At 65.3% G+C, this 24669-nt stretch carries 21 protein-coding genes; 7 read left to right on the top strand and 14 right to left on the bottom strand.

All coding sequences use genetic code 11. The features are described 5' to 3' along the window. Nucleotides 1-3 precede the first annotated feature (3 nt). Nucleotides 4-1083 carry a D-TA family PLP-dependent enzyme gene (locus tag I6F21_RS03150; protein WP_225140198.1) on the top strand — a complete coding sequence of 360 codons (1080 nt, stop codon included), beginning with the start codon at nucleotides 4-6 and terminating at the stop codon, nucleotides 1081-1083. A 115-nt stretch (nucleotides 1084-1198) separates the two neighbouring features. On the opposite strand, the gene I6F21_RS03145 is transcribed toward I6F21_RS03150, so the two are convergent. From I6F21_RS03145 to I6F21_RS03110, 8 genes are all read right to left on the bottom strand, one after another. Further along, a complete protein-coding gene (locus I6F21_RS03145; RefSeq protein WP_225140358.1) occupies nucleotides 1199-2416 on the bottom strand; it encodes a TIGR03862 family flavoprotein in 1218 nt (405 codons plus the stop codon). Beyond that, complete coding sequence (locus tag I6F21_RS03140) at nucleotides 2413-3330, bottom strand: SDR family NAD(P)-dependent oxidoreductase (RefSeq protein WP_225140197.1); 918 nt, start codon at nucleotides 3328-3330, stop codon at nucleotides 2413-2415. The genes I6F21_RS03145 and I6F21_RS03140 overlap by 4 nt, the downstream gene beginning before the upstream one ends. A gap of 118 nt (nucleotides 3331-3448) precedes the next feature. After that, the gene (locus tag I6F21_RS03135) at nucleotides 3449-3928 is read right to left on the bottom strand and encodes a MaoC family dehydratase (protein ID WP_036001055.1); all 480 of its coding nucleotides are present in this window, start codon (nucleotides 3926-3928) and stop codon (nucleotides 3449-3451) included. After that, nucleotides 3929-5647: an AMP-binding protein gene (locus tag I6F21_RS03130; protein WP_225182805.1), complete on the bottom strand. Its 1719-nt coding sequence runs from the start codon at nucleotides 5645-5647 to the stop codon at nucleotides 3929-3931. It abuts the gene before it with no gap. Beyond that, on the bottom strand, nucleotides 5647-6567 hold the full coding sequence (gene mmsB / locus I6F21_RS03125) for a 3-hydroxyisobutyrate dehydrogenase (RefSeq protein WP_345944149.1): 921 nt from the start codon (nucleotides 6565-6567) through the stop codon (nucleotides 5647-5649). The genes I6F21_RS03130 and mmsB overlap by 1 nt, the downstream gene beginning before the upstream one ends. Further along, complete coding sequence (locus tag I6F21_RS03120; protein WP_225140194.1) at nucleotides 6563-7627, bottom strand: enoyl-CoA hydratase/isomerase family protein; 1065 nt, start codon at nucleotides 7625-7627, stop codon at nucleotides 6563-6565. Before I6F21_RS03120 ends, mmsB begins: the two co-directional genes overlap by 5 nt. Continuing rightward, nucleotides 7624-8769, bottom strand: a complete 1146-nt coding sequence (locus I6F21_RS03115; protein WP_109144067.1) for an isobutyryl-CoA dehydrogenase — start codon at nucleotides 8767-8769, stop codon at nucleotides 7624-7626. The genes I6F21_RS03120 and I6F21_RS03115 overlap by 4 nt, the downstream gene beginning before the upstream one ends. Before the next feature lie 120 nt (nucleotides 8770-8889). Continuing rightward, nucleotides 8890-10386 carry a CoA-acylating methylmalonate-semialdehyde dehydrogenase gene (locus tag I6F21_RS03110; protein ID WP_225140193.1) on the bottom strand — a complete coding sequence of 499 codons (1497 nt, stop codon included), beginning with the start codon at nucleotides 10384-10386 and terminating at the stop codon, nucleotides 8890-8892. A 101-nt stretch (nucleotides 10387-10487) separates the two neighbouring features. On the opposite strand from I6F21_RS03110, the gene I6F21_RS03105 reads away from it, so the two are divergent. Continuing rightward, entirely contained in the window at nucleotides 10488-11396 is a 909-nt protein-coding gene (locus I6F21_RS03105; protein ID WP_036001074.1) for a LysR family transcriptional regulator, read from the top strand. 138 nt (nucleotides 11397-11534) lie between these two features. Here I6F21_RS03105 and I6F21_RS03100 read toward each other — a convergent pair whose 3' ends face one another. After that, on the bottom strand, nucleotides 11535-12155 hold the full coding sequence (locus I6F21_RS03100) for a TetR/AcrR family transcriptional regulator (RefSeq protein WP_036001077.1): 621 nt from the start codon (nucleotides 12153-12155) through the stop codon (nucleotides 11535-11537). 64 nt (nucleotides 12156-12219) lie between these two features. After that, complete coding sequence (locus I6F21_RS03095; protein ID WP_192893237.1) at nucleotides 12220-12753, bottom strand: PaaI family thioesterase; 534 nt, start codon at nucleotides 12751-12753, stop codon at nucleotides 12220-12222. Nucleotides 12754-12908: 155 nt separating this feature from the next. On the opposite strand from I6F21_RS03095, the gene I6F21_RS03090 reads away from it, so the two are divergent. The 4 genes from I6F21_RS03090 (at nucleotide 12909) to I6F21_RS03075 (ending at nucleotide 17405) form a co-directional block, all read left to right on the top strand. Beyond that, nucleotides 12909-13679, top strand: a complete 771-nt coding sequence (locus I6F21_RS03090; protein ID WP_225140192.1) for an enoyl-CoA hydratase — start codon at nucleotides 12909-12911, stop codon at nucleotides 13677-13679. 270 nt (nucleotides 13680-13949) lie between these two features. Further along, nucleotides 13950-15140: an acetyl-CoA C-acyltransferase gene (locus I6F21_RS03085; protein ID WP_225140191.1), complete on the top strand. Its 1191-nt coding sequence runs from the start codon at nucleotides 13950-13952 to the stop codon at nucleotides 15138-15140. Between the two features lie 110 nt (nucleotides 15141-15250). Beyond that, a complete protein-coding gene (locus I6F21_RS03080) occupies nucleotides 15251-16540 on the top strand; it encodes an MFS transporter (protein ID WP_225140190.1) in 1290 nt (429 codons plus the stop codon). Nucleotides 16541-16724: 184 nt separating this feature from the next. Further along, a complete protein-coding gene (locus I6F21_RS03075) occupies nucleotides 16725-17405 on the top strand; it encodes a DUF72 domain-containing protein (protein WP_225132888.1) in 681 nt (226 codons plus the stop codon). A gap of 22 nt (nucleotides 17406-17427) precedes the next feature. Here I6F21_RS03075 and I6F21_RS03070 read toward each other — a convergent pair whose 3' ends face one another. Beyond that, on the bottom strand, nucleotides 17428-17595 hold the full coding sequence (locus tag I6F21_RS03070) for a DUF2934 domain-containing protein (protein WP_081494475.1): 168 nt from the start codon (nucleotides 17593-17595) through the stop codon (nucleotides 17428-17430). A 182-nt stretch (nucleotides 17596-17777) separates the two neighbouring features. Here I6F21_RS03070 and I6F21_RS03065 point away from each other — a divergent pair, with 182 nt between their 5' ends. Beyond that, nucleotides 17778-19247, top strand: a complete 1470-nt coding sequence (locus tag I6F21_RS03065; protein WP_225140189.1) for an FAD-binding oxidoreductase — start codon at nucleotides 17778-17780, stop codon at nucleotides 19245-19247. 932 nt (nucleotides 19248-20179) lie between these two features. Here I6F21_RS03065 and I6F21_RS03060 read toward each other — a convergent pair. The 3 genes from I6F21_RS03060 to I6F21_RS03050 all read right to left on the bottom strand — a co-directional run bounded on the left by I6F21_RS03060 (nucleotide 20180) and on the right by I6F21_RS03050 (nucleotide 24617). Then, a complete protein-coding gene (locus tag I6F21_RS03060) occupies nucleotides 20180-21877 on the bottom strand; it encodes a GMC oxidoreductase (RefSeq protein WP_225140188.1) in 1698 nt (565 codons plus the stop codon). Nucleotides 21878-22153: 276 nt separating this feature from the next. Next, on the bottom strand, nucleotides 22154-23713 hold the full coding sequence (locus tag I6F21_RS03055) for a carboxyl transferase domain-containing protein (RefSeq protein ID WP_225140187.1): 1560 nt from the start codon (nucleotides 23711-23713) through the stop codon (nucleotides 22154-22156). Then, nucleotides 23643-24617 carry a helix-turn-helix domain-containing protein gene (locus I6F21_RS03050; protein WP_225182804.1) on the bottom strand — a complete coding sequence of 325 codons (975 nt, stop codon included), beginning with the start codon at nucleotides 24615-24617 and terminating at the stop codon, nucleotides 23643-23645. Before I6F21_RS03050 ends, I6F21_RS03055 begins: the two co-directional genes overlap by 71 nt. Nucleotides 24618-24669: the final 52 nt, after the last annotated feature.

The raw sequence follows: 24669 nt of genomic DNA, 5'->3' as shown, positions 1-24669 counted from the left end.
CTTATGACAACAACTCTCGCCGCCAAGATCGCCCGCGAATACGGCACGCCCTGCGCCGTCATCGACATGGACAGGGTCGAGCGCAACATCGCGCGGATCCAGAAGGCTTGCGACGACGCCGGGATCGCCAACCGGCCGCACATCAAGACGCACAAGAACCCGACGATCGCCAAGCTTCAGATCGCGGCGGGCGCCAAGGGCATCACCTGCCAGAAGCTCGGCGAAGCCGAGATCATGGCCAATGCCGGCATCGACGACATCCTGATCAGCTACAATCTGCTCGGCGAGGAGAAGATGGCGCGGCTCGGCGCGCTGCAGGCCAAGGCCAACATGACGGTGGCCGCCGACAATCCCACGGTCGTCGCGGGATTGCCCAAGGCGGCTGCGGCGTCAGGCCGCCCGCTCTCCGTCGTGGTCGAATGCGACACCGGGCGCAAGCGCGCGGGTGTCGAGACGCCGGCTGAGGCGATCGCGCTGGCGCGCGAGATCGCCTCGTCCGAGGGGCTCGAATTCGCCGGCTTCATGCTCTACCCGACCGAGACCGGCTGGGCGGACGCGCAAAAGTTCTACGACGAAGCGCTGGCCGGCGTACGCGCGCACGGGCTCGACGCCAAGATCGTCTCGACCGGCGGCACGCCGAACCTCGTCAACATCGGCAAGCTCAAGGGCGGCACCGAACATCGCTTCGGCACCTACATCTACAACGACCGCATGCAAGTCGCCGCAGGCTCGGCGACCTGGGACGATTGCGCCCTGCACATCTATTCGACGGTGGTGAGCCGCGCCGCGCCCGAGCGCGGCATCTTGGACGCCGGCTCGAAGACGCTGACCACGGATACCGGCGGGCTCGAGGGCCACGGCCTGATCCTGGAGCATCCCGAAGCCAGAATCGCCAAATTCGCCGAGGAACACGGCTTCCTCGATCTCTCCCGCAGCAATACCCGGCCCAATGTCGGCGATGTCGTGCGCATCGTGCCGAACCACGTCTGCGTCGTCGTCAACATGATGGACGAGGTGGTGATGGTGCGCGGCGAGGAGATCATCGGCACGCTGCCGGTGGCCGCGCGTGGGAAGCTGCGGTAGGTGTACGCGCGCCGTTGCCACGGCCGTCATTGCGAGGAGCTCTTGCGACGAAGCAATCCAGACTTCCGCGGAGGAGGGATTCTGGATTGCTTCGCTGCGCTCGCAATGACGGGGGTTAGCGTTTGAGCCACTCCAGCGCGCCCCTGCCCGCGGCAGCCCCAGTCGCGAAGGACGCCTGCAAGAGATAGCCGCCGGTCGGCGCCTCCCAATCCAGCATCTCGCCGGCGGCGAACACACCTTGCAATTTGCGCAGCATGAATTGCTCGTCGAGCTCGTCGAACATAATTCCACCCGCGGTCGAGATCGCGCGATCGATCGGCGCCACTCCGGTGAGCTGAACTGGAATGGCATTGATCAGCCCTGCGAGCTCCGCCGGCGAGAACGCGGCCAGCGGCCGGCCGGAGGCGAAGGCTGCCTCCTGCATCAATCCGGTGCCGACCGGCGACAATTGCGCGGCCTTGCGCAGGAAGTTCGCCAGCGATTGCTTGCCACGCACGCCTGACAGCCGCGTGGTCAGCACAGCGGCGTCGAGATCGGGCCGCAACCCGATCATCAGCGTCGCCTGTCCGAGATTCAGCACAGCCTCGCGCAGTTCCGCCGACAACGCGTAGATCGCGCCGCCTTCGATGCCGCTGCGGGTGATCATCGCCTCTCCGCGCACCGTGTGCGCACGAAGCGTCAGCGCCACGCCCTTGAGCGGCTGGCCTTCGAAACGGTCACGGAACACTTTGGACCATGCGACCGTGAAGCCGGAATTGGCCGGCCGCAGCTTCGAGACGGCAATGCCCTTTGCAGCGAGGATGTCGACCCAGCCGGCGTCCGAGCCGAGCCGCGGCCAGCTTGCGCCGCCGAGCGCGAGCAGCGTGGCGTTCGCTTCGATGGCGGAGACGCCTTTCGGCGTCTGAAAGATCAACCGACCCTCGCCGTCCCAGCCGATCCAGCGATGGCGAAAAGCAAAGCGGACACCGGCGGCATCGAGCCGCCGCAGCCAGGCGCGCAGCAAGGGCGAGGCCTTGAACGTTTTCGGAAACACGCGTCCGCTGCTGCCGACGAAGGTCGGCTCGCCCAGCGCCTCGCTCCAGGCACGCAGCGCATCGGGCGAAAATGCCTCGACCGCCGCCTGCAGCTTCGGTGCGGCCTCGCGGTAGCGCGCCATGAATTGCGGCAGCGGTTCGCTGTGAGTGAGGTTGAGTCCGCCGCGGCCGGCCATCAGGAATTTGCGTCCCGCCGACGGCATCGCGTCGTAGACAGTGACGCGGGCGCCGCCTGACGCCAGCACCTCCGCCGCCATCAGCCCGGCGGGACCTGCGCCGATGACGGCGACGTCGGTCAGAGCTTGATCCCCGCCCGCGCCGCGGCCTGGGCGACGTATTTCTGCGTCTGCTCGAACGCGCCCTGCAGCGCCCTGGCCTTCGACATGTCGCTGATCTCGGCGAAATGCGCGGCGATCGCATCCGGCGTCCACTCGCTCTCCGGCAGGTTGATACCTTCGCTCTCCAAAATCTTGATCACCGCAAACGAGCCGGCGCCCGCGCCCATGATGGTGCGGGTCGGTGCATCCTCGCTCAGCATGTACTCGACCGCAGGCGTGATCGCGTTCGGCTTCATCAGCTGCAGCGCCTGCGGCGGCAACAGCTCCTCGGTCATGCGGGTCGCCGCGGTCGGCGAGATGATGTTGACGCGAATGTCGTTCTTGCGGCCCTCCTCGGCGAGCACGTTCATCAAGCCGACCATGCCGGATTTCGCGGCGCCGTAATTGGCCTGGCCGAAATTGCCGTAGAGGCCCGAGGACGACGTCGTCAACACGATGCGGCCGTAATTGCGGTCGCGCATGCCGGCCCAGGCCGCCTTGCAGCAATAAAAGGTGCCGACGAGATGCACGTCGAGCACCTTCTGGAAATCGGCCACCTCCATCTTGCCGAATGACTTGTCGCGCAGGATGCCGGCATTGGCGCACAAGAGATCGACGCTGCCCCACTCCTTGGTAGCGCGCTCGACCATGGCGGTGACCTGCTCGAAATTGGAGACGTCGGCGCCGTCGGCCATCGCGGTGCCGCCGGCCTTGCGGATCTCCTCGACCACGGCCTCGGCCGGCGACAGCGAGCCGCCGGTGCCGTCGCGCGCGCCACCGAAATCGTTGACCACGACCTTGGCGCCGCGGCTCGCCAGCCCCAGCGCATGCGCGCGTCCGAGACCATTGCCCGCGCCGGTGACGATGGCGACGCGTCCGTCGAACCTGATTGGCATAGTGGGTTTCCTAGATGTTAGCCGTCATGGCCGGGTTTGACCCGGCCATCCATCAAAATCGACAGGCTTTTGAGCAGCGATGGGTTGCCGGGTCAAGCCCGGCAAGGACGGCACGGGCCTACTCGAAATAGATCAGGCCGAGCCAGTCGGCGACGAGCGCCGGTTTATCCTCGCCCTCGATCTCGACCGTGACGTTGGTGCGGGACTGGAGCTCGCCTGGCTTGCGGAGCTTGGCTTCCGCCAGCACGAAACGGCCACGCACGCGCTTACCTGAGCGCACCGGCGAGATGAAGCGCAGCCTGTCGAAGCCGTAATTCACGCCCATCGTGGTGCCCGCAATCACGGGCATCACCTCGTAGGACATGATCGACAGCAGCGACATCGTGAGAAAACCATGCGCAATGGTAGTGCCGAACGCGGTTTCCTTCTTCGCGCGTTCCGGATCGACGTGGATGAACTGGTGATCTTCGATCACGTCGGCATAGCTGTCGATGCGGGGCTGATCGATCAGGTGCCACGACGATACGCCGATCTCCTTGCCGATCATGGCCTGATAGGCCTCGAGCGTAACAGGCGGCTTCTTCCAGACTTCGTTCACTTAGGTCTCACTCCGTGTCTTCGCCAGCTCCGGAAAATCCTCCTCACGGAATTCCCGGCCGCGCAAGGGATCGCTGCGATCGTCGTCGCGTTCGAGCCGTCGTAGCTGGACGCGGCGGATCTTTCCAGAGATCGTCTTCGGCAGCTCGGTGACGATTTCGAGGCGGCGGATGCGCTTGAACGGGGCCAGACGCGCGTGCAGGTGCTTGAAGATCGATAGCGCGGTTTCCGGCGAGCGTTCTGCACCCGCGGTCAGCAGCACGAACGCCTTGGGGATCGCGAGCCGGATTGGATCCGGGCTCGGCACCACCGCAGCTTCCGCGACCAGCTCGTGCTCGAGCAGGACGCTCTCCAGTTCGAACGGGCTGATGCGATAATCGGAGGATTTGAAGACGTCGTCAGAGCGGCCGACGAAGGTCAAGTAGCCGTCCTCATCCGCGAATACGACGTCGCCACTGCGATAGAGCGCGCCTGCGGCGCCGGACAATTTGCCGTCGTCGCCCTGATAGCCCTGCATCAGGCCGGCGGGGCGGTCGGCGCCGAGCACCAGCGTCACCTCGCCCTCCTTTGCGGGATGGCCGTCGGCATCGCTGATCTGCACGCGATAGCCCGGCAACGGACGGCCCATCGAGCCGATCTTGATCGGCTGGCCCGGCGAATTGCCGGCGAGCGCCGTGGTCTCGGTCTGGCCGTAGCCGTCGCGAATGGTGAGGCCCCAGGCCGCCTGCACCTGATCAATCACCTCGGGATTGAGCGGCTCGCCGGCGCCGCAGACCTCGCGAAGCGCCACCTTGAACGAGGCGAGGTTCTCCTGGATGAACAGCCGCCACACCGTCGGCGGCGCGCACAGCGTGGTGACGCCGCGGCGGCCGATGGTGGCAAGCAGCGACTTGGCATCAAAGCGCGGCTGGTTGACCACGAACACGGTCGCACCCGCATTCCACGGCGCGAAGAAGCAGCTCCAGGCATGCTTGGCCCAGCCGGGCGAGGAGATGTTGAGATGGACGTCGCCGGGCTTCAGCCCGATCCAGTACATCGTCGAGAGATGGCCGACGGAATAGCTGCGCTGACTGTGTCGCACCAATTTTGGTTTTGCTGTCGTACCCGAGGTGAAATACAGCAGCATCGGATCGTCGGCATTGGTCGGACCATCAGGCGCGAAGCTTTCGGAAGCTTTTGCTGCTTCGACATATGCCAGCCAACCGTCGGAGGCCGCGCCGACGACGATGCGAACGACATTCTCGGCGCCCAAGCTCGCGAATTTCGCCACCTGGTCCTGCGCGGCGACCACCGCCCTCGCCTTGCCGCGATCGAGCCGGTCGCGCAGCTCGTCGGCGGTCAGCAGCGTCGTGGCGGGAATGACGACCACGCCGAGCTTCATCGCGGCAAGCATCGTCTCCCACAGCGGAACCACGTTGCCGAGCAGCAGCAGGAGATGGTCGCCGCGCCGGAGGCCCTGCGCGCGGAGGAAGTTGGCGACCTGGTTGGAGCGGCGCGACAGCGCCGCGAAGGACAGCTTCGTCTGCTTGTCCTGGGCGGCATCGACGATCCAGAGCGCGGGCCGATCCTTGCTGTCCGCATTGGCCGCGAGCTCGGCGTCGAACCAGTCGAGCGCCCAGTTGAAAGGAACCGGATCAGGCCAGCGGAAGCCTTTGACCGCTGCCTCGTAATCCGTACGGTGTTGCAGAAGGAACGCGCGTGCTTCCTGGAATGTGGTCATCAAGCTTTCCCGGCTAAACTCCTAACGTGCTTGATAATTCCGGAAAAATCCACCCCGCCCTGGCCGGCTGCGTCGAAAGACTGATAGATCTCCTGCGCATGCTTGCCGAGCGGCGTGGCCGCGCCCGCGGCCTTGGCCGCCTCCTGCGCCAGGGTGAGGTCCTTCACCATCAGCGCCGAGGCAAAGCCCGGCTTGTAATCGTTGTTGGCCGGCGAGGTCGGCACCGGGCCCGGCACCGGGCAATAGGTCGTCAGCGACCAGCACTGGCCGGACGAGGTCGAGGCGACGTCGAACAGCGCCTGATGCGAGAGCCCGAGCTTCTCACCGAGCGCGAAGGCTTCGCTCACCGCGATCATGGAAATGCCGAGGATCATGTTGTTGCAGATTTTTGCGGCCTGCCCGGCGCCGGCACCGCCGCAATGCACGATCTTCTTGCCCATGTTCTCGAGCACGGGCTTGGCCGCGGCAAATGCCTTCTCCTCGCCGCCGCACATGAAGGTGAGCGTCGCACCCTTGGCACCGCCCGTGCCGCCGGAGACCGGCGCATCGACCGAGAGCACGCCGTGCTTGGCGGCGAGCGCATGCGCGGCCCGCGCGCTTTCAACATCGATGGTGGAGCTGTCGATGATGAGCGCACCCTTGGTCATGGCGGGCACGACCTCGTTCCAGACGCCGAGCACATGCTTGCCTGCGGGCAGCATGGTGACGACGACATCGGCGCCCTTCACCGCGGCCGGGGCGCTGTCGGCGATGCTGGCGCCATCGGTCTTGGCCTGATTGCGCGAGGCTTCGACAAGATCGAACGCCACCACCTTGTGGCCGGCCTTGACGAGGTTGGCCGCCATCGGGCCGCCCATGTTGCCGAGACCGATGAATGCGATCGTCGCCATTGTCGTTTCCTCCGCTACAGCGTTGTTAATTGAACTTCAATTCGTCCGCGCCGATCTCGGCGAAATAGGGCGCAAGCACCTCCGGCGTCACATCCTCGATCCGCGGCGGCGACCAGGTCGGGTTGCGGTCCTTGTCGATCACGGCGGCGCGCACGCCCTCGCGAAAATCATCGCTCCGAAACACCTCCAGCGCGGCGCGGTATTCGCGAACCAGGCACTCTTCCAGGCTCGATCCGCGCGCAAGGCGCAGTAGCTTCAGCGTGACCACCATGCCGCGCGGCGATTTTTCGTTCAGCGTCTTCAGCGTGGCCAGCGCGAACTCGGAACCATCGCGCTTCAGCGCAGCGACAATGTCCTCCATGCGGTCGAAGCCGAACAACGCATCGATGACCGGCTCCCTGGCGGCGACCGGCCCCGCAGTCTCGCCGGAGGCGAAGCCGTCGATGAGCTTGCTGACATCGGCTGCGGTCGCACCGGACCGCAGCTTGGTCAGCGCCTCGCGCAGCTCCGGCAATCTCACGGCCGGCACCACCCAATCGGCAAACTTCGCGTGGATCGCGTCCGGCCCGTTCATGGTCTGGCCGGTCAGCCCGAAATAGGTGCCGATCTCGCCCGGCGAATGCGACAGCAGATAGGTGCCGCCGACATCGGGGAAGAAGCCGAGTCCGACTTCGGGCATCGCGAGCTTGGTCCGATCGGTGACGATACGGTGGCTGGCATGGGCGGACAGACCGACACCGCCGCCCATCACGATGCCGTCCATGAAGGCGACATAGGGTTTTGGAAATTTCTTGATCCGGGCATTGAGGATGTACTCCTCGCGCCACAGGATCTTGCCGAGATCGCCACCCGCCTTCGAGCTTTCCCAGAGCGTGCGGATGTCGCCGCCGGCGCAGAGGCCGCGCTCGCCGGCGCCTTCCAGCAGGATCACGGCAATTGCAGGATCAGCTTCGAAACGATCGAGCGCCTTGTCGATGTCGCGAAACATCTCAAGCGTCACGGCGTTGATCGCCTTGGGACGATTGAGCCTGATGATGCCGGCCGCGCCTTCGACGCGCGCGACCAGATCGCCCTCTTCCACCCCACTCATCGCGCGCCCTCGATCAGTTTGCGCGCCACGATGAGCCGCATGATTTCATTGGTGCCTTCGAGGATCTGGTGCACGCGTAAGTCGCGCACGATCTTCTCGATGCCGTATTCGCTGAGGTAACCGTAGCCGCCGTGGAGTTGCAGCGCATGGTTGGCAACCTCGAACCCGACATCGGTGCCGAAGCGTTTCGCCATGGCGCAGAGCATGGTGGCGTCGGGGTCTTTGCGATCGAGCGCCGCGGCGGCGCGCCACAGGAAGGTGCGCGCGGCCTCCAACTCGATCGCCATGTCGGCGAGACGGAATTGCAGCGCCTGGAATTCGTCGAGCCGCTTCCCGAACGCCTTGCGCTCCTTCATGTAGGCGCGCGCCTTGTCGAGTGCTGCTTGCGCGCCGCCGAGCGAGCACGCCGTAATGTTGAGACGGCCGCCGTCGAGGCCGGCCATCGCGATCTTGAAGCCTGTGCCCTCCTCGCTCAGGCGATTGGCCACAGGCACGCGGGCGTTCTCGAATATCACCGCGCGGGTCGGCTGCGCGTTCCAGCCCATCTTGCGTTCATTGGCGCCGAAGGAGACACCCGGCGCCTTGCCGTCGATGACGAGGGTCGAGATGCCGCCGGGACCGTCGCCACCGGTACGTACCATCGCGACCAGAATATCCGTGCCGCCAGCGCCGGAGATGAATTGCTTCTGGCCGTTTAGGACGTAGTGGTCGCCGTCGCGCACGGCGCGCGTGCGCAGCGCCGCGGCGTCCGAGCCGGCACCCGGCTCGGTCAGGCAGTAGCTTGCGATCAGCTCCATGGTGCAGAGCTTCGGCAGCCATTGGTGGCGCTGGGTGTCGCTGCCGAAGGCATCGATCATCCAGCTCGCCATATTGTGGATGGAGATGAAGGCCGAGGTGGTCGGGCAGCCCGTCGCCAGCGCCTCGAAGATCAGCGCTGCGTCGAACCGCGTCATGGCGGAGCCGCCAACATCGTCGCGGATATAGATGCCGCCCATGCCGAGCTTGGCGGCTTCGCGCATCACCTCGACTGGAAAATACTTCTCCTCGTCCCAACGCAGCGCGTGCGGCGCGATCTTCTCGGCCGCAAACGCCAATGCCATGTCGCGAACCGCGATCTGATCCTCATTCAGAGCGAACTGCATGCCGGGCTGCTCTTTCTTTCGTCATTGCGAGCAAAGCGAAGCAATCCAGACCGTCTCCGCGGAAAGATACTGGATTGCTTCGTCGCTACGCTCCTCGCAATGACAGGCTGGGCTACAGCCTTACTTCATCAGCGGGATCGAGAACTCCGCACCTTCCTTGACGCCGGACGGCCAGCGCGAGGTCACCGTCTTGGTCTTGGTGTAGAAGCGGATCGAATCCGGGCCGTGCTGGTTGAGATCGCCGAAGCCCGACTTCTTCCAGCCGCCGAAGGTGTAATAAGCGATCGGCACCGGGATCGGCACGTTGATGCCGACCATGCCGACGTTGACTCTGGCCGCGAAGTCGCGCGCGGCATCGCCGTCGCGGGTGAAGATGGCAACGCCGTTGCCGTAATCGTGGTCGGAAGGCAGCGCCAGCGCCTCCTTGTAGTCGTGCGCGCGCACCACCGAGAGCACCGGGCCAAAGATCTCTTCCTTGTAGATCCGCATGTCCTTGGTGACGTTGTCGAACAGCGAACCGCCGAGATAGAAGCCGTTCTCGTAGCCCTGCATCTTGAAGCCGCGGCCGTCGACGGCGAGCGTCGCGCCTTCCTTGACGCCGATGTCGATGTAGCTCTTGACCTTCTCGACCGCCTCGCGGGTCACGAGCGGACCATAGTCGGCCGACGGATCGATCGAGGTGCCGATCTTGAGCGACTCGACGCGCGGGATCAGCTTTTCCATCAGGCGGTCGGCGGTGGACTTGCCGACGGGGACCGCGACGGAAACGGCCATGCAGCGCTCGCCGGCCGAGCCGTAGCCGGCGCCGATCAGCGCGTCGACGGCCTGGTCCATGTCCGCGTCCGGCATGACGATGGCGTGGTTCTTGGCGCCGCCGAAGCACTGGCAGCGCTTGCCGGTCTGCGCGGCGCGCTCGTAGATGTATTGCGCGATCGGCGTCGAGCCGACGAAGCCGATGGCCTTGATGTCGGGATCGTCGAGGATGGCGTCGACCGCCTCCTTGTCGCCGTTGACGACGTTGAGGATGCCGGCCGGCAGGCCCGCTTCTATCATGAGTTCAGCGAGCAGCATCGGCACGCCGGGGTCGCGCTCCGAGGGCTTGAGAATGAAAGCGTTGCCGCAGGCGATCGCCGGCGCAAACTTCCACATCGGGATCATCGCCGGGAAATTGAACGGCGTGATGCCTGCGACGACGCCGAGCGGCTGGCGCATCGAATAGATGTCGATGCCGGGGCCAGCGCCTTCGGTGTATTCGCCCTTCATCAGATGCGGAATGCCGCAAGCGAATTCCGCGACTTCTAGGCCGCGCTGGATGTCGCCCTTGGCGTCGGGGACGGTCTTGCCGTGCTCGCGCGCGAGCAGCTCGGCGAGCTTGTCGTAATCGCGCTGGACCAGCTCCACAAATTTCATCATGACGCGGGCGCGGCGCTGCGGATTGGTCGCGGCCCATTCGGGCTGTGCCGCGCGCGCGTTCTCGACAGCGGCGCGGACTTCGGCCTTGGACGCCAGCGCCACCTTGGCCTGGACGTCACCGGTCATCGGCTCGAAGACGTCGGCAGTGCGGCCCGAGGTGCCCTTGACCTCCTTGCCACCGATGAAATGTCCGATTGAACGCATGGAATGGTCTCCTTCAGGCGAGCGTGGTCGCTTTGACAAATCCTATTGACCTGCATTTTATAGGATTCAAGTCTGAGATAATGCACCATAGATGTGCGAAAATGCTGGATCAAGGCGCTATCGATTGGGACGACTTTCGCTTCGTGCTGGCCATCGTGCGGGGCGGCTCGGTGTCGGCTGCGGCAAAACAGCTGGGGGTCGACCATGCCACCGTGATCCGCCGCGTCGACCGGCTGGAGAAGCACCTCTCGGCCAAGCTGTTCGACCGGCGCAAGACCGGCTACCTCCTCACCGAGGCCGGCCAGCGCGTCGCCGACAGCGCCGAAGCCATGGAATCGACCATTGTTGCCAATCAGGAGCAGGTCGGCGGCTCCGTGGCGCGGCTGACCGGGACGGTGCGGATCGGCGCGCCTGATGGGTTCGGCACCGCCTTCCTGGCGCCGCGGCTGACGCCGTTCGCGGACCGCTATCCCGATCTCGACTTGCAACTTGTAGCAACCGCGCGGCTGTTCAGCCTCTCCAAGCGCGAGGCCGACATCGCCATCAGCCTGACCATGCCGAAGGAAGGTCGCATCGTCGGGCGCAAGCTGCTCGACTACCGCCTCGGGCTCTACGCAGCCCCCGCCTATCTCGACCGCTTCCCGAAAATCGCCTCGCGGCAGGATCTGACGCAGCACCGCTTCGTCGGCTACATCGAGGAACTCTTGTTCACGCCTGAGCTCGACTATCTGCCGCAGGTGTCGCCGCGGATCTCGGCGCGCTTCCGCAGCGCCAATCTGATCGCGCAGCTCAACGCCACCCTCTCCGGCTTCGGCATCGCGGTGCTGCCGCATTTCATGGCGAGCGACTATCCGCAGCTTGTCGCCGTGCTGCCCGAAGAGATCTCGATCACGCGGACGTTCTGGATGCTGATGCACGCCGACAGTAAGGACCTGGCGCGGATCAGGGCCGTGGCGGATTACATCTCGGAGATTGTCGAGCGCGAGCGGGCGTTGTTTGCTGGGCGGTGAACGGCGGTCTCGTAGGGTGGGTTAGCCGAAGGCGTAACCCACCTCTTCCGTCTCCGCGGACGAACACAGTGGTGGGTTACGCCAAGCGAATGCGCTTCGCGCAATCGCATGGCTAACCCACCCTACACGGCATTTCGCCTAGTTCTGTTTCGCCTTCTTCGCGGCCGCCACCTTCGACTCACGCTTCGCTCCCTCGAGCGCGTGGTCCCGGCCGGCCTTCAGCATCTCGTCGGACAATTCGCTCGAGCCGGCGATGCGCGCCAGCAGCATGGTTCCGGCCATCGTCGCGAGCGTCGCGATCGCCTGCTTGCGTGCCGCCTTGCGGGGCATGTTCGGGATGGTGTCGGTCAGGGCCTCGATCATCTCATCCAGCTTGCCGGCAAAGGCCTTGCGTGTCTTCGGACTCTCGCGGGCGATCTCGGCTCCCAGCGCGGGAATCGAGCAGCCGTGACCGGGATTGTCGCGATGCAGCGTGGACAAATAGCTTTCCGCGATCAGCGCCAGCCGCTTTTCCGGAGCGACCTCGCCGGTGAGCTTGCGCCAGTGTTCCATCGAACGGTCCATCGCGTAGGCAAAAGCCTCGATCACCAGCGCCTCGCGGGAATCGAAATGCGCGTAAAAGCCGCCGTGGGTCAGGCCGGCCTCCTTCATGAGGTCGGCGACGCCGATACCGTGGGCGCCCTTCTCCCGCAGCCGCACCGAGGCCTTCTTCACGATGCGATCGTGGGTTTCCTGCTTGTGTTCCCGGGAATAGCGCATGCGGATCTCATTGAATGTCGGAGATCATCTCATAACACGCAAATGCCGCGATGGGTGCATTAATTCATGTCAAGTTGCTTCCGATCATGGAGAACGTTGCAGTTGCGTGCACCGCGAGGGCCCCCTTCCCGTCGCGAACGAAACCCTCGGTATAGCTGGTCTGCCGCCCCAGCTTGATGATCTTGCCCTCGGCCGAGATCAGCCCCGAGCGAACCGACAGGGGGCGGAGAAACGTCAGCTTCAGATCGAGGGTCACCGAGCTTTGTCCGGCCTCGAGCCGGGTCGAGATGGCACATCCCATCGCGGTATCGAGCAGCGCCGCGGCGGTCGCGCCGTGGAGAAGACCGATGGTGTTTTCGAGATCCTCGCGCGGCTGCAGTTCCATGACGATACGGCCCGGCTCGACCACGGCCATGGTGAAACCTATCAGCTTGGCGAAGGGCGGCGGCGGCAGGCGGCCGTCACGGATGCCCAGCATGGCATCCATGCCCGACAGGCCCATCGCCGCCCGCGCCACCGGCGCAGGCACCTGCCAGTCCACTACGCGTTCCCGCCTCTGCGCGGGCGAAAACAGGTCGGGTTGATCGTCACCGGTCATGGCAGCCTCTTTAGATGATATTCGTCATACTATGCCACGGACTTCACGCTGGCAACCCGCCCTCCCCGCCGCTTGACAAGACGTACGTTTCGGCCCGGAAGTGATCCCGACCGGCGCGCCCCGCGCATGTCCACGAAACCTTTCGAGATCCCACGATGGAAATGCTCAACAATCATTGCGGCGTGACGCGCGATGCGCGCGGCGTCGTTCATGTCGCGATCTGCAACGCCGGCCCGCTCAACATCCTCGGCTCGCCCGTGACCGACGCCGTGCGCGAAGGCCTGCAGCAGTTCGCATCCGACCGCAGCATCCGCGTCGTGGTGCTGCGCGGACAGAGCGAGAAGAGCCTGATCGGCGGAGCCGACATCAAGGAGATGGCCGGGCTCGACCAGATATCCGCCGAGGCCTTCATCAGCCGCCTGCGCGATCTCTGCGAGGCGGTGCGCGCCTTCCCTGCCCCGATCATCGCACGCATGCCGGGCTGGTGCCTCGGCGGCGGGCTCGAAGTGGCGGCGGCCTGCGACTTCCGCGTCGCCGCGCATGATGCCCATTTCGGCATGCCCGAGGTGCGTGTCGGCATCCCCTCGGTGATCCATGCCGCGCTGTTGCCGCGCCTGATCGGTTGGGCCCGCGCGCGCTGGCTGGTGATGACGGCGGAGAACATCGATGCAGCCACGGCGCTGGCATGGGGCCTGGTCGACAAGGTCGCTGCGCCCGGCGAGCTCGATGCCGAGGTCGAGCATCTAGTGAAGGCCTTGCTCGAATGCGGCCCCGAGGCGCTGCGCTCGCAAAAGGCGCTGCTGCGGCAATGGGAGGAACTGCCGCTGACCGAGTCGGTGAATTTGAGCGTGAAAGTGTTCGGCGAGTCATTCCTGACGGACGAGCCGACGCGGCTGATGGGCGCGTTTGTCAACCGGAAGCGGTAGGATGCAGGTTGCCGTGCCCCGGACGCAGCGCAGCGCCCGCTTGGCGGTGCGCTGCTGAGCCGGGGCCCATGCACCGATGAGGTCGGCGCGATCTGGGTCCCGGCTCTGCGTCGCAACGTTGCACGTCGCGCCGCGTCCGGGACACGGACGAGGGAGTGACCAAATCTCATCCGACCCACGACATTTTCTCATCCCAACCGCGGTTGCATTTTTTGCGCCGCATCATATGATGGTCATCATCTTACACGTCATCGCCAGGGAGTTCTCGTCATGGCCGAAGCCGCCGATCCCGTCGTCATCGTCTCCGCCGCACGCACCCCGCTCGGCCGCTTCATGGGCGAGTTGTCGCCGCTCCCGGCCCACAAGCTCGGCTCACACGTAATCGGGGCGGTGCTCGAACGCGCCAAGCTCGCGCCCGAGAAGGTCGACGAGGTCTTCATGGGCTGCGTGCTGCCGGCAGGCCAAGGCCAGGCGCCGGCGCGCCAGGCCGCACGCAGCGCCGGTCTGCCTGATGCGACCGGTGCCACCACCGTCAACAAGGTCTGCGGTTCCGGCATGAAGGCGACCATGCTGGCGCACGACATCATCCGCGCCGGCTCGGCCGACATCGTCGTCTCCGGCGGCATGGAGAGCATGAGCAACGCGCCCTACCTGCTCGCCAAGGCGCGCGGCGGCTATCGCGTCGGCCACGACCGCATCATCGACCACATGATGATGGACGGCCTGGAGGACGCCTACGAGACCGGCCGTTCCATGGGCGATTTCGGCGAAGCCACGGCGGAAGCCTATCAATTCACCCGCAAGGATCAGGACGCCTATGCGATGGAGACGCTGAGCCGCGCCCGCAAGGCCGTCGAGGGCGGCGCGTTCAAGGCCGAGATTGCGCCGATCACGCTGACCGAAAAGGCCGGACCGCGCGTGATCGCCAATGACGAGCATCCGCTCAAGGTCGACCCCGCCAAGATCCCCGGATTGAAGCCGGCGTTCCGCGCCAACGGCACCATCACGCCGGCCGCCTCCTCCGCCAATGCCGACGGCGCCGCCGCGCTGGTGCTGACGAAGCGCGCGCTTGCCGACCGGGGCGGCCTGCCTGTTCTCGCCGAGATCAAGGGCCACGCCACCCATAGCCAGGAGCCGCAATGGTTCACCACGGCGCCGATCCCGGCGATCCGCAAGCTGCTGGACAAGGTCGGCTGGAGCGCGGGCAACGTCGACCTGTTCGAGATCAACGAGGCCTTTGCCGTGGTGGCGATGGCGGCGCAGCGCGACCTCGGCATTCCCCGCGACAAGCTGAACGTCAATGGCGGCGCCTGCGCGCTGGGCCACCCGATCGGCGCCACCGGCGCGCGGCTGATCGTGACGCTGCTGCATGCGCTGGAGGCCAACAACCTCAAGCGCGGCATCGCCGCACTCTGCATCGGCGGCGGTGAAGCCACGGCCATCGCGGTGGAACGCCGCTGACGCGGACGTCCGGAAACGAGGGAACTCTGTCATTTGCGACAGATACATCCCGTGTCATTCTCTAGACTGACGCAGGTCTGTCTCGGCCTGCCCATCAATGTTGAGGCCCAATGATCTCGAACTGGCTCGCGGCAGCACTGTCCCGCCGTAACATTCATTACGGTTGGGTGATGGTCGGCGTGACTTTCCTCACCGCGCTGATCAGCGCCGGCACGGTCGGCGCGCCCGGCGTGTTCATCGTTCCCCTGCAGAAGGAGTTCGGCTGGAGCACGGCGGAGATCTCGTCCGCGCTGTCGATCCGCTTCATCCTGTTCGGACTGATGGCGCCGTTCGCGGCCGCCCTGCTCAACCGCTATGGCCTGCGCAACGTCACGCTGGCCGCCCAGCTGATCGTGGTCTCGGCGCTCGTGCTCTCGCTCGGCATGACGGAGGTCTGGCAGCTCATTGCCCTCTGGGGCGTGGTGATCGGGATCGGCACCGGCATGACGGCCTTGGTGCTCGGCGCGACCATCGCCACGCGCTGGTTCGCGGCACGACGCGGCCTCGTCATCGGCATCATGACGGCGAGCGTTGCCACCGGCCAGCTCGTGTTCCTGCCGCTGCTGGCAAGCCTCACCGAGCGCTATGGCTGGCGCCTCGCGCTCGGTCTCGTCTGCATCATGCTCGGTGTTTCCGCGCTGGCCGTGCTGCTCGCGATGCGTGACCGCCCCAGCGACGTCGGCCTGAAGCCGTTCGGCGACGAAGGCACCGCACCCTTGCCCGCGCCGCCCGTCAGCCACGGCTCGATCACGGGCGTTGCACTCGGCACGCTGCGCGACGCCTCGACGTCGATGACGTTCTGGATCCTGTTCGCGACCTTCTTCATCTGCGGCGCCTCCACCAACGGGCTGGTGCAGGTGCACCTGATCCCGATGTGCCTCGATTTCGGCATCCCGCAGGTGCAGGCGGCGAGCCTGCTGGCGGCGATGGGCATCTTCGACTTCTTCGGCACGATCATGTCGGGCTGGCTGTCCGACCGCTACGACAATCGCTGGCTCCTGTTCTGGTACTACGGCCTGCGCGGGCTCTCGCTGATCTTCCTGCCGTTCAGCGATTTCTCCTTCTACGGCCTCTCGGTCTTCGCGATGTTCTATGGTCTCGACTGGATCGCGACGGTGCCGCCGACGGTGCGGCTCACCGCGCAAAAGTTCGGGCCCGAGCGCGCCAATCTGGTGTTCGGCTGGATATTCGCCGGCCATCAGCTCGGCGCCGGCGCCGCGGCGTTCGGCGCGGGGTTCTCGCGCACAGTCTACCAGAGCTACCTGCCCGCCTTCTTCATCGCCGGCGCGCTCTGCGTGTTCGCGGCCCTGATCGTGCTGGCGCTGTCGCGGCAGCCGAAGCCGCAAGTGGCGATGGCGTGAGAAGGAACCACGTCTTCTGCCTTCCGGTTTGACAGAAGAAACAGAGCCCCGCAGTGTCGTGAAGGCGGGCCAAATCGTTCCGACATGACCACGCCGCAAAGATGCCTCCTATGCTGTGGCGATGACAGACAGGCCTGGACGGACGCGCAAGCATGCCCTTCGGATTGGCACGGCGGGATGGAACGTGCCGTCCCAGCATGCGGATGCGTTCAAGGCCGAGGGCTCCCACCTTGAGCGCTACGCCTCAGTGCTGAACTGCACCGAGATCAACACGTCGTTCTATCGTCCGCATCGGCGCACGACATATGAGCGATGGAGCGCTGCGGTGCCGGCCGGCTTCCGTTTTGCGGTCAAGGTCCCGCAATCGATCAGCCATGCGCCGGAGCTGAGGTTCGATCGCGCGGACGTCGATCGGTTCTGCGAGGAGATTTCCGGCCTTGGGCAAAAGCTCGGCGTGCTGCTGCTGCAATTGCCTTCGTCGACAATCTTCGCAAGGCGCGGCGCCGGGAAGCTCGTAATAGCGCTGCAGAAAGGGGGGCAGGTGCCGGTGGTTTGCGAGCCACGGCACGCGAGCTGGTTCACCAGGCCGGCCGACGACTGGCTGGCGCAACGAGGCGTCGCGCGGGTGGCCGCGGATCCACCGCGTGCCGCCAATGGCGCTGCGCCCGGCGGCTGGACCGGGCTGGCCTATTTTCGGCTTCACGGTTCACCGAGGGTCTATTATTCCAGCTATGACGCGGCTGCCTTGGCGGCGCTCAAGGTGCGGCTGGCCGGATGCGCGGCGGCCTCGGTCTGGTGCATTTTCGACAACACCGCTTCGGGCGCAGCCATGGCCAATGCCCGCCAGCTGGTTGAAGCCCGATAGCGCGAGACCGTTCGCTCGCGGATTACTCCGTGAAAGTCTTTGAGGATTCTTCGGCATTTGCGCCGGCGTCGTTTGATAATTCGCGCTCGGCTTCTCGCCAGAACTCGTCCTGGCGGCCCTCCGGCTTGCCTGCGAGTTCCCAAAGCTGGTGGGCTCTCACCCGGATGAGCTCCTCGTCAACCTTCGCCATGCGGCTCTCCTGTTGTGCCGAGAAGCAAACGTCGTGCTGCTGCGGACCGTTCCAAGCGGTCAGGCCGACCCAAACTCCCCACACGCGTGGCGCATTGCCGTTAGACTCGGCAGCCTAAACGTGGACAATGGCTGCGGCGCTTCGCGCGCTCAGTACACACAAAGATGTGCCAGAGGAAACAAATGCCGCTCCCGACGTCCCTGCCCACCATCCCGACCGCTCCCGTGACCGAACCATTGCGCGATGCGTTGCGCGCGATCGTCGGCGACAAAGGCCTGATCGAGGACGAGCATGGCAAGCAGCCGTTTGTGACGGATTGGCGGGGATTGCTGGTCGGCAACGCCGGAGCCGTCGTTCGCCCTGGCAGCACCGAGGAGGTCTCGAAAGTGGTCCGGCTCTGCCACGAGCACGGCGTCGCGATCGTGCCGCAGGGCGGCAACACCGGCCTGATGGGCGGGGCGACGCCCTGGCCTGCGCACACCGGCATCGTGCTGTCGCTCGGCCGGATGAACCGCGTGCTGGATGTCGATCCCGTCGGCTATTCGATGACGGTCGAGGCCGGCTGCGTGTTACAGACGCTTCAGGAGACCGCAAGCGAGCACGACCGCTTCCTGCCGCTGAGCCTCGGTGCCCAGGGCTCCTGCATGATCGGCGGCAATCTCTCCACCAACGCCGGCGGCGTGCAGGTGCTGCGCTACGGCAATGCCCGCAATCTCGTGCTGGGGCTCGAGGTCGTGCTGCCGAATGGCGAGGTCTGGGACGGATTGCGCGCGCTCAAGAAGGACAACACCGGCTACGACCTCAAGCACCTGTTCATGGGCGCCGAGGGGACGCTGGGCATCATCACCAAGGCCGTGCTCAAGCTGTGGCCGGCACCGAAGGACGTCTGCACGGCGTGGCTGGCGATCCGCGATCCCCGCGCGGCGCTGGAAATCCTGTCCGAGGCGCACGCGGCATCCGAGGACAATGTCGGCTCCTGCGAGCTGCTCAGCCGGGCGGCCATCGACCTTTCCCTGCGCCACATTCCCGGCACGCAGGATCCGCTGAAGGCGGATACGCCCTGGTACCTGCTGCTGGAATGGTCGTCGGCGCGCCCGCGGCAGGACGGAACCGAGGGCATGTCCGGCAAGATGGAGCAGTTTCTCACCGATCAGCTCGAAGCCGGCCGCGTGCTGGATGCGACGATCGCGCACACATTCGGTCAATCGCGCAACATGTGGCGCATCCGCGAAGCCATGGCGGAGGCCTCCCGCGCCGAGGGACCGGGGATCAGTTTCGACGTGTCGGTGGCGATCTCCAGAATCCCGGAGTTCATCGACAAGGGCCTCAAGGCCGTGCTCGACATTCTCCCGACCATTCGGCCCTATCCGCTCGGCCATATCGGCGACGGCAATCTGCACTTTTCGTTCATGGGGCCGAAGGGCATGGACCAGCAGACGCTAAACCAATACGCGGCCGCCATCACGCGCGCTGTGAACGATCTCGTCACCTCCATGGGCGGCTCGATCTCGGCGGAGCACGGCATTGGCATCGACAAGCTCGACGAGCTCAGCCACTACCGCTCGAAGACCGAGCTCGACATCATGCGCACCATCAAACGCGCGCTCGATCCGCACAACATCATGAATCCCGGCAAGGTACTCCGGCTGTGATCGGCTCGGCGTTCGGCGTTGGCGGGTCGCAAAGATGTTGCGACCCGTCCGCCGTTTTTGGAGTGCTATCCGCTGGCCTCAAGCCACCGAGCCACCGCGCGGGTTGACAATCGTATACCCTCGCAGCGAACGCGCGTGGATTCGCGTCGCGCGCCCACCCGAGTTGGCGTCATAGGCCATCCAGACGTCGCCTCCGAGGTGCTGCTCAAGGACGAACACGTGTCCTCGTCGCGCAGCAACCATTCCCGGTGCGGGTGTTGTCCTGGGAAAGCGGAGCCAATTGGACGCAAGATTTAATTCCGGCACGATACGGCCGAACACGCGCAGAGCCGCGCCGCAGCCGCAGAACGACGAAGGGCAACCGGCCGGACGGCCACCGACAATGCGAGTGCCGTGGGCACCGGAGACGACCGCCGGCGTGGTCGTGCTCCCAGCATCAGTCACCGTCAGTTGTGTCGAGCGATACGCTTGCAGTGAGGGCCTGGAAATCAACGAAGATCTGGAAGCCAGTGAGGGCCTCGCAGCCCGCTCGCGTCGCGCCTGCGAGTAGGAGAAGTCGCAGGGCATGGTGACGTTGCATTCAGGAGCTTGATGAATGCGATAAGGGCGCGCTTCCGAAGCGACAGAACCCAGGATAACGAGGACGCACGCAGAAAATACTCGCTTGAACATTGCAGGACTCCAAATGAGAGACCCTGCCCCGGGCAAAGAGACCAATAACAGTTTGGCTGAAATGGGCCTAAAGCGCGGCTGAAACTGGCTGCGATCGCGCGCCACGACTGCACGATCTCATAGCCTACACGTAGCGCCTGAGATGATTAACTCGCAGCGCTCGAATGCTCGATCAGCGCGTCAAGCTGGCGGCATGCAACCAAGTATCCATCAGCGCTCCTCCTCACCGCACTGCCCGGATCGCCAGAACTCGCTGCCGCTCATTGCATCATTGCGGCCGCGATCTTCTCCGCCGACATCAACACCGGAAAGTTGGTGTTGGCGCATGGCACCACCGGGAAGATCGAGGCATCGACGACGCGCAGGCCCTGCACGCCCTTGACGCGGCCCTGATTGTCGACCACCGCCATCGGATCCTCAGTGCGGCCCATGCGGCACGAGCACGAGGCGTGCCAGACGCCGATCGTCGCCTTGCGCACGAAGGCTTCCAGCGCCTCGTCGTCGTTCATCACCTGATCGAAGGTGAAGCCTTCGACGACGAAATTGTCGATCATGTAGTGACGCAGCGCCGCCGGCCCGTCCATCAGGGTCGCGGCGATCGTGGTGAGAATCTTGTTCCTGGTGTTGACCACGCCGATCTTGCGGACGCGATCGGTATATGCGGCCGGAAACGGCTTGTCCGTCACCTTCCTGACCACCTCGCTCATCTGGATCGCTGCCATCTTGCGGAAACCGCTCATCAGGCGATCGAGATCGCGGCGGTCGGACAGCAGGTTGAACTCGACGATCGGCTCTGCCGAAGGATCGCGCGAGGCGAGCCTGACCTGTCCGGTCTCGGAATAGGTCTTGTTGACGAAGGTCAGGAGCGAGCCGATCTGCGCGCCGACGGCGTGCCAGGCCGATTTGCTGATGACGACGACGAACATGTCGCCCTTGGGCACATCAGGCAGCCCGGAGGAGTACCGCAGGCCGAGCTGCATGTGACGCCTGGTGTGCTCGTTCATGCGCGCGCCGCGGCGGACAAAGGACGACAGCGAGATCGAGGGATGATCCATCAGGCGTTGGCCGACGCCCGGCAAGGCCGCCAGCACGGGAATGCCCAGGTCCTTGAGGTGACCGACGGGACCGATGCCGGCGCGGAGCATATGCGCCGGCGAATGAATGGCGCCGCTCGAGAGGATGATCTCGCGTCCGCGGAATTCCTGCTCGCGGCCGTCGACCATCGCCTTCACGCCGACGCAGCGCGTGCCTTCGAACAGCAGCTCTCGTACCTGCGTGTTGGTGGAGATCGCAAGGTTCGCACGCGCGCGGGTGTCGCGATCGAGATACCCCATCGCGGCCGAGACGCGCTGCTCGGCCTGATTGGAATGCGTCACCGGGAAGAAGCCGTCGACGAATTCGCCGTTCTGGTCGGCCACGAATTGATGGCCGGCCTGCTGGAAGGCCTGCGCGAATGCCTCCGAATGCCGCGTCCAGTGCTCGCGCGGGATGCGGCGGACAGGGATACTTCCGTCCTTGCCGTGATACGGTCCGTCGAAATCGAGGTCGCGCTCCACCTTCTTGAAGAACGGCAGCACGTCAGCCCACGACCACCCCTCGGCGCCGCGCGCCTCCCATTCATCGTAGTCGGTCGGCGCGCCGCGGTTGGCCATCTGCCCGTTGATCGACGAGCCCCCGCCCAGCACGCGCGCCTGCTCGTATTTGCGCAAAGGAGGCCGCGACTCCTCGGGATTGTTGTGGCTGACGACCTGGGTCGTCACCTTGAGCTCGGTCCAGTGAAAGCGCGGATCGAAATAGGCGGTGCCGGGATAGCTGTCCCTGATTTCGGCTGGCTCGTTGCCGGGTGGCGTGTCCTGACCGGCTTCGCAGAGCAGGACCTTGTTGGCGCTCCTGGCGGAGAGCCGGTGGGCCAGCACGGACCCCGCCGAGCCGCCGCCCACGATGATGAAGTCGTACACGATTGGCGCTTCCTCTTGTTCTTGTTGGCGGAGCTTAGCGCGTTATTGTTTTGCCGTGGAAGTGTCTTGGATTGTGTCGATGCCGCACCTCGTGTCCCGGACGCACTGCAACGCTTCAAGCGTTGCGGCGCTGAGCCGGGACCCAGGAGGCTCCAGATTCGCTGTGGCATGGGCCCCGGCTCTGCAGCGCACCGCTGAACTGGACGATGCTTCGCATCGCCAGGGCAGCGGCGCGCTGCGTCCGGGGCACGAGCGTCATGACTTGGCACAAGGATGCTACGGCCTGATCGTCATATTCTCCGGCGGCCCCGGCTTTCGCAGCGGCTCCGCGAGCCGGGCAAACTCGCACAGGAGCGATCGCGTCTTCCTGGGATCGATGATCTCCTCGACCCAGAATTTTTCGGCCGAGCGGAACGGCGAGCGGAGCTTGTTGAGCCGCTCCTCGATCTCCTTCAGCTTCGCCGCCTTGTCTTCCGCCGCGTCGATGTCGGCGCGGTAGGCGGCTTCGATGCCGCCTTCGAGCGGCAGCGAGCCCCAATAGGCCGAGGGCCAGGCATAGCGGATCGAGAAGCGGTCGGCCGGCTGGTGCACGACACCGGCGACGCCGAACGCGTTGCGCAGGATCACGGTGCACCAGGGCACGGTGGTCTGGTTCACCGCCGCCATGGCACGCACGCCGTGGCGAATGGTGGCCGCCTTCTCCGCATCGAGGCCGATCATGAAGCCGGGGCAATCCATGAGATAGACGACCGGCAGGTGGAAGGTCTCGGCGAAGTCGACCCAGCGCACCACTTTCTGGCAGGCATCCGCGGTCCAGGATCCGCCATAGTGGAAGCTGTCGCTGGCGAGCAGCAGCACCGCCCTGCCCTCGAGCCGCGCAAGGCCGACAATGATCGGCTTGCCGAAGTTCTTGGCGACCTCGAAGAACGAGCCCTTGTCGACGACGGACTCGATGATGGGCCGCATCTTGTAGACCTGCTTGCGGTTACGCGGCACTGCGTTCATCAGCGCTTCGTCGCTGCGCTCGGGGCTGTCGGTGCAGGGCAAGGTCGGCGGCAGCTCGTAGGCCGATGACGGCAGGTAGGAGAGGAAGCGCCGCGCGCAGGCGAACGCCTCCTCCTCGGTGTCGACCGCATGATCCACCGCGCCGGCGCGGGTCTGGATATCGGCGCCGCCGAGCTCCTCCTTGGTAAGGTCCTGCCCCAGCGCCTTCACCACCGGCGGACCCGCGACGAACATCGCGGACTTCCGCGTCATGATGGAGTAATGGCTGGCGGCAAGACGCGCGGCGCCAAGGCCTGCCACCGAGCCGAGGCCGAGCGCGACCACGGGCACGCGCGACAGATTTTCCGTCGTGAAGCGATACCAGCGCGTGCCGCCGATGCCGCCGGGCAGATTGGCCGCGCCCTTGGTCTCGATGGTCTTGACCGAGCCGCCGCCGCCGGAGCCTTCGATGATGCGGACGATGGGCAGCCGGAAATCGTGCGCCATCTCCTCCGCCATCAGCGGCTTGGCCGAGATCGACGCATCCGCCGAGCCGCCGCGCACGGTGAAATCGTCGCCGACCACGACCAATGTGCGGCCGTCGACGCGCGCGCGGCCGAACACGCAATTAGCCGGCGTGAGCTTCTTCAGATCGCCGCTGGAATCGTACTCACCGATGCCGGAGACGGCACCGATCTCGTGAAAGCTGCCTTTGTCGATCAGCTTGTCGATACGCTCCCGAACAGTCAGCCGGCCCTGGTCATGCTGTCGCTTGACCTTGTCAACGCCGCCCATCTCCCGCGCAAAGGCTTCGCGCCGGGCGAGCTCGTCGAGTTCCGGCTTCCAGTTCATTCACTCCCTCCGAATGGATCGGCTTGTTATTGTTGTGCACGGCCATGGCGACCGGCTTACGCGAGATACGGTTGTTGAAGGCGTCGCCTTCCGCGCCTTCCATCAGGCTGCCGAGCGAGCGGCCAAGCTGGAGCATCATCGGCGCGACTTCCTCGTGCAGACGCTGCTCGTCATACATCGCCGACAGAAGACCGATCGTGATGACCACGAAGGTCTGGTACTGCGGCGACCAGATCGGCACCGCGAGACCGTTGATGTGCGGGCTCCAGAGGCCGCAGGCGACGACATAGCCGCGCTCGCGCAACATCTGCCGGTTGGCCTCGATGCGGGGCTTGAGAATCTTCGCAGCTTCGGGGGCTTCCCGCTCCATGTCCGCGACGAAGGCATCACCGACTTCCGGCGCGAGCGCCGCGGTGTAGGCCGCGCCCGCGGCGGTCGAGGCCATCGAGATGCGGCTGCCGGTGCCCTCGTGCAAGCCGAGCGCCGTCGCCGAACGCGCGAACTGGAGATAGACGAGATGGAAGCGGTCGGGGACGACGAAGCCGACCGTGCCCGGCAGCTGCTCGGCGACTTCCTGCAGCCGCTGGCGAATCATGCTGCGCAGCTGCGCGCCCTTCATCATCGAAGCACTCATCGCCACCGCGCTCGGGCCGATGCGATACTTCTGGTCGCGCGGGAGATACACGAGCTGGCCCATGCGGGTCAGCGTATGCGTGAGCCGCGATACCGTCGAGCGCGGCAGACCGCAGCGATTTGAAATCTCGAGATTGCCGAGTCGCGCCTCGTGGCCCTCGAAGCATCGTAATACGTCGAACGCGCGCGACACCACCTGGATCACATCACCCTCACCGGCTTCGCCAGCGAGCGCACCTTGCCTGCTCAACCGCTCCGAACGTCGTCCCATGATCCCTACCGTTGTGTTCCGCTGTGCGGAATTAAATTCCACTTGCAGACGA

It is taken from the genome of Bradyrhizobium sp. NBAIM03 (assembly GCF_020194055.1).
GTDB classification, from domain to species: domain Bacteria; phylum Pseudomonadota; class Alphaproteobacteria; order Rhizobiales; family Xanthobacteraceae; genus Bradyrhizobium; species Bradyrhizobium yuanmingense.
Note: the sequence above shows the minus strand (reverse complement) of the source record. Positions and strands in the feature narration are given on the sequence as shown.